The organism is Peptoniphilus sp. HMSC062D09 (assembly GCF_001811425.1).
Taxonomy (GTDB): domain Bacteria; phylum Bacillota; class Clostridia; order Tissierellales; family Peptoniphilaceae; genus Peptoniphilus_A.
The window spans coordinates 3,876-8,940 of sequence record NZ_KV804741.1; the positions used below are offsets into that span (position 1 = coordinate 3,876).

Here is a 5,065-nt window from a genome sequence, read left to right on the forward strand (position 1 = left end):
TAATTTAAGTCCCTTTGCATCGTGCCATTCTCCACTTCCTCTTTCGCCTGAAACAGCATGAGAGCCTCCGCCAATTCCATATTCATCTTTTAGGAAATTCGCTTTTTCCTGCAAGGTATGATTTTCTTTGAAAAACTTAATAATTTGCTCTTTCCCTTTATCGACTCCACTTCCTCTTGAAATCGTAGCAAGGACTTCATCTTCTGTAATAAAGCCATGTACCTTTGGAAGTTCGGTTAAGTTAGAGATATATTCCTTTCTCGGAATTGCAAGCTCCTCTAATCTCTGGTAAAGGCTATCTACCTTGTGATAATGAAACCTTAGTACATCTTTGTTTTCTTTATATCCTGTCAAAAAGCGACTGTACTCGGAAATAACATTCTTTAGATAGTCAGGATTTTTAAGAGCTTCCGATAACTGTCTTGTTTCTTTCGGAAAGCCACCACCTCTTTCTATAAAGTCAAAATAGCCTTGTGCTTTCCCTTCTTCACTTAAATCGTGGTATAGATACCATAAGGATTCTGAAACTCTATCTCTTTCATAGTCCTGTGCTTCCAAAAGCTCTACATTTGTTGCAAACTCTCCATTTTCCAAAAGTTCATTGATTCTTCTTGCAGCATTACTCCAGCTTAAAATTTGCGTCATATCTTCTCTTGCAGAAGTTCCATAAGCTAAATGAATACCTTTATCCGAATACCAGGAAGATACTTCTGCTCCATTAAGAAATAAACCGTTTCCGCCTCTAAAGGTATCTTTAAGGTATTCTCCTAATTCTTCTACTGTTTTTCCTTTGGAAAATTCAGCAATAATAGGAAGTCTTTCGCCCTCATGGTTTCCACCGTTTACAAGAATACTGTCAATATCATTTTGGGCAAGAGGTATTGTAAGTTTAATCTGTCCTAAGCTGTTTTCAGGCAAAGAAAAAGAAGCCTTGTCAGCTTCTCTTATCTCTTTATCCGTATTTTCTTTTAGATTTCCACTACTTCCTTGATTGTCATTTCTTTGAGAGCTGAAATCATCGCTTTGTACTGCGGATGGCTCTCGTCCTCTATCTTCCAAGCTATCATCAGTTTCGGCTTCTCTGCTCTCATAAACTCTATTGCCTGTTTCTGAATATCCATCAGGTGTCCTATCAGCTTCTTCTCCTTGTATAGATCCACTAACATCTCGAAGTGGCTCTGCTCCTCGCTGTTTGAAAGATAATCCAGCCTCATCACTGCGTAAGTCGGATTCGGATATTCTCTCATAAAGTCCATGTCCTCCTCTAACTGATTCAGTGTATTCTCTTTGATTTTCTCTATTATCTCGTCCGTACTCTCCATTTCGGAAAATTCGCTCGTTTTCACTAATTCTTTCCTGATCATCTCGTCGAAGTACATTTTCTTCTACCTCCTCTAATTCTGCTTTTATTTTATTATATCCTGCTTCTTTACCTCTTAACACTTCTTTTTGAAGCTCTAACTCTTTACTTTTTTGAATGGTTGCATCAATTATATTTCCGCTAATATCCGACACCGTTTCTCCAAGGCTCATAAGAGAAATGCTGTCAAGCCTTGCAAAGTTTTCTTTTAACAGCTCCTTATCCATAGGATAGTCTAACTTAAATCTTGCAGCTACTGCATAGCTCACTGAGTTCCTCACAAACTTGGTAAAGGCTATTCTGTCCTCATCAGATATTCTAAGCTCATTCATCAGGCTATCTATTTTTTTATCTCCGTAGAGCCTGCTTAAAGAAAAGATGTTTTCTAAGGTGCTTTCGATTTCTTCATAGCCTTCAGCTTTTATCATTTCTTTTAATACATCTTTGTGAGCTTCTTTATCAAATCTCCAAAGATTTACCTCATTGACATCTCTGTTTTTGGAAACGGTTTGACTTATATCAAAGATATAGTCCACCTTTTTATATGTGCCATAGTCCTCTAAAATGGGGATACCTTTCTGTCCCCTCATAACAGTTCGATTAAAGCGTTCCCTCCAATAGTCAAACTTGGCACAAGCTGTCGCTTCAGGATTTTTGTCATAAATACTTAGCTGACTTCTAAAGTCGTACCTCTGATTGTTTCCGACAACCTTTAAGAGCTTCAGATACTCTGCTTCACTCTGCAGAATATCTTGTTTTATTAGCTCCAAAATGTTATGAAAATCATTTATTCGCATGTTTACCTCCTTCTTTTTTGCATGAAAAAAGGCGGTTAGATTTTACTCTAATCACCTTTGTACTACATATTGATATTATCCTTTTATTTCAACTTTTTAATTGATTCACTCTCTGATAATATTTTCATCTGTTCAATTGCTATTGAATTTAGTTTTTCCAGTCTTTCAGATTGACTCATGCCCTCATTTATAAATACCGCATTAAGATTTTCAAGATTAGAAAGGCATACAAGCTGCGATATATCTGCATAATCTCTAATATTCCCTTTTAAATCCGGATTTTCATCACGCCATTCTTTCGCTGTTATTCCAAACAAAGAAACATTAAGAATATCCGCCTCACTTGCATAAATAAAGTTGATTTTTTCTTTTGAAAGTTTTTCGGGTACAAGCTTATTTTTAATGGCATCTGTATGAATCCTATAATTGATTTTTGCCAAATTCCTTTTTATATCCCAGCCTAACTTCTTTTGTTCTTCTTCCTTTAAGCGTTCAAATTCCTTAATCAAATACAATTTAAAGTATGGAGATACCCAAGAAGCAAACTCAAATGCTATATCTTTGTGAGCATAAGTTCCGCCATATCTTCCTGCTCTCGCAACTATACCGATAGAATTCGTTTTTTCTACCCACTGCTTAACAGATAAAATAAATCGGTTAAATCCTGCTTCATTTTTAATTCCCTCGAATTCGGGGGAATTAAAATTGGTATTATACATTTCTTCCCAAATACCTAAAAACTCTATTGTGTTCTTGTTTCTAAGCCATTTTTCTATTAAAGCAGATCCGTTCTCAATATTTCTAACCATATCTGTTAAAGAAATGTAATCCCTATTATCTATGGCAATAATGCTGATTTCTGAACCTTCAACATTTATTTTAGACACATAATCACCTCTCAATCATTACATTGATTATCTTATATTATAGCATTTTTAGGGCATTTTTTCCATCTTAAAATAAGTGCCATCTTACTTGCTATGTAGAGATACAATTGATGTGAGACCAAGAAGAAAAAAATATAGAGAGAAATCCTGTACAATGAAAGTGTTAAGCAAACAAAGAAAGGATTCTCTCTATGTCTACCAGTATAACAAAAACTCAGCGCTATCTTCCACATACTTTAGAAACAAGATTTCATGCGGTTAAAACGTATCGTTTAGGATATTCTGTCAGCTTCGTTATTCGCCGCTACAAGATCTCAAAAGCCTCTCTTATGCGTTGGAATCGCCGCTTTGACGGCAGCCGGGAGTCACTAATGGACCGTTCCCACCGACCGAAAAGTCCGCATCCAACTGCCCATACGGAAGAAGAAATAACTTGGATTAAAAATTTCATTCGGCGAAATCCAACCATCTCCCTCATTGAACTCTACGCCAAGCTGAAATTTCAAAAGGGCTACCGCCGCCATCCCTGCTCACTTTTCCGTTTCCTTCGGAAACAGGGCTTTTACCAACAAAAAGCCTCAAAGAAGAAGCCCTATATTCCGAAGCCTTACGATACCCCGAAAGCACTCGGCGTGAAGTGGCAACTCGATGTCAAATATGTTCCCAAAGCTTGTTACGTGGGGAAAATGCCGGATCGATTCTTTCAATACACTGTCATCGATGAAGCCAGCCGAGAACGCTTCATTTACCCTTTCCGTGAACAATCTTCCTATTCTACCGTCCAATTTGTAAAAATGGCCATCCGTCATTTCGGCTACCAACCCCAGATCATTCAAACCGACAACGGAGTTGAATTCACTCATTTTCGAGAGACCGATCGGGTCCATCCTTTCGATCTTTACTGTCAAGAAAAGGGGATTACCCACAAGCTGATTCGGCCAAGGACGCCAAGACATAACGGAAAGGTCGAGCGAAGTCACCGCAATGACAATGAGCGTTTTTATGCTCATCTCTCTTTCTACAGTTATGAAGACTTGATTCTACAAATGAAGCGCTATCTCTACAAATCCAACCGGCTACCTATGCAGACGCTACAATGGCTAACGCCTATGGAAAAAAGAGCCCAATTACTGGCGGGCTAGCCCGCCAGTAATGAGGATAGCACACAGGAGATCTCAACTTGCTATTTTGGTCTCACATCATTTACAAATGTACAAAAATAAGTGCCATCTTACTTGCTATAAGTTGAAACCACTTCTTTTATCTCAGTTTCAATTGCCTCTAAAAAATTTTTCTTTGATGATTTTCCCTGTGCAATATCCGATAACTCCATTTCCCACTTTGCTGTTGTTTCTGCGGATTTAAAGGTACCAGCTACAATCGTTACAAGGCTGATTCCCTTATGTGTAGCAATAAGGTTTTTCTTATCTCTCTCAATAAATCCTTTGAAAATTAAGTTTTCAATAATCCCTGCTCTTGTTGCAGGTGTTCCAAGTCCTTTTCGCTCGACCTCTACACCTTTTTCCAGTGCATCATTACCAGCCACTTCCATTGCTTTCAAAAGCGTATCTTCAGTAAAGTGTTTCGGTGGTGTTGTGTACTTTTCTTTTATTTCCTTGTTTTCAATGCTCAATACATCACCAATGTTCACATCAGGAAGTACCATATCTTCATTTTTCTTAGACTTATATTCTTTAAGATATTTTGTAAAACCTTCATCTTTAATTGTCTTACCTGAGCTTGTAAAAGTAAAGCTATCGAATTCAGCTACAATCTTCGTTGTATTTTCCACTAAAGGATAGCCCACACTTGCGTGGAATTTATCGGATATAAGGAAGTAAACTTTAGCTTCACTTAAAGGAAGTTCTGAAACATCTTCTTTTAAGGAACTGATTGTCGGGATAATAGCATGATGATCCGTAACCTTTTCAGAGTTAAATACCGTCTTAATACGCTCTGTATCAAAATCATTTTTCCCTAAAATGTTATTAACCGTACTTACAATCATATCTTCCGTTAAG

3 protein-coding genes and 1 pseudogene are annotated in these 5,065 nt (G+C 37.5%); 1 reads left to right on the forward strand and 3 read right to left on the reverse strand.

Features of this window, described 5'->3' with window-relative positions; all coding sequences use genetic code 11:
* A pseudogene (locus HMPREF2801_RS07740) lies at positions 1-2,157 on the reverse strand (helicase); the annotation flags it as partial.
* An 83-nt stretch (positions 2,158-2,240) separates the two neighbouring features.
* Positions 2,241-3,044, reverse strand: a complete 804-nt coding sequence (locus HMPREF2801_RS07745; protein WP_002843620.1) for a KilA-N domain-containing protein — start codon at positions 3,042-3,044, stop codon at positions 2,241-2,243.
* A 191-nt stretch (positions 3,045-3,235) separates the two neighbouring features.
* Between HMPREF2801_RS07745 and HMPREF2801_RS09240 the strand changes: the two genes are divergently transcribed.
* On the forward strand, positions 3,236-4,186 hold the full coding sequence (locus HMPREF2801_RS09240) for a DDE-type integrase/transposase/recombinase (protein WP_070611615.1): 951 nt from the start codon (positions 3,236-3,238) through the stop codon (positions 4,184-4,186).
* A gap of 89 nt (positions 4,187-4,275) precedes the next feature.
* Here HMPREF2801_RS09240 and HMPREF2801_RS07755 read toward each other — a convergent pair.
* Positions 4,276-5,065, reverse strand: a 790-nt coding sequence (locus tag HMPREF2801_RS07755) for a DNA topoisomerase (protein ID WP_246830003.1), incomplete at its 5' end; no start/stop codon positions are given.

Coding starts and splice junctions, on each gene's coding strand:
- HMPREF2801_RS09240 (WP_070611615.1), top strand. CDS start 3,236: ATGTCTACCAGTATAACAAAAACTCAGCGCTATCTTCCACATACTTTA.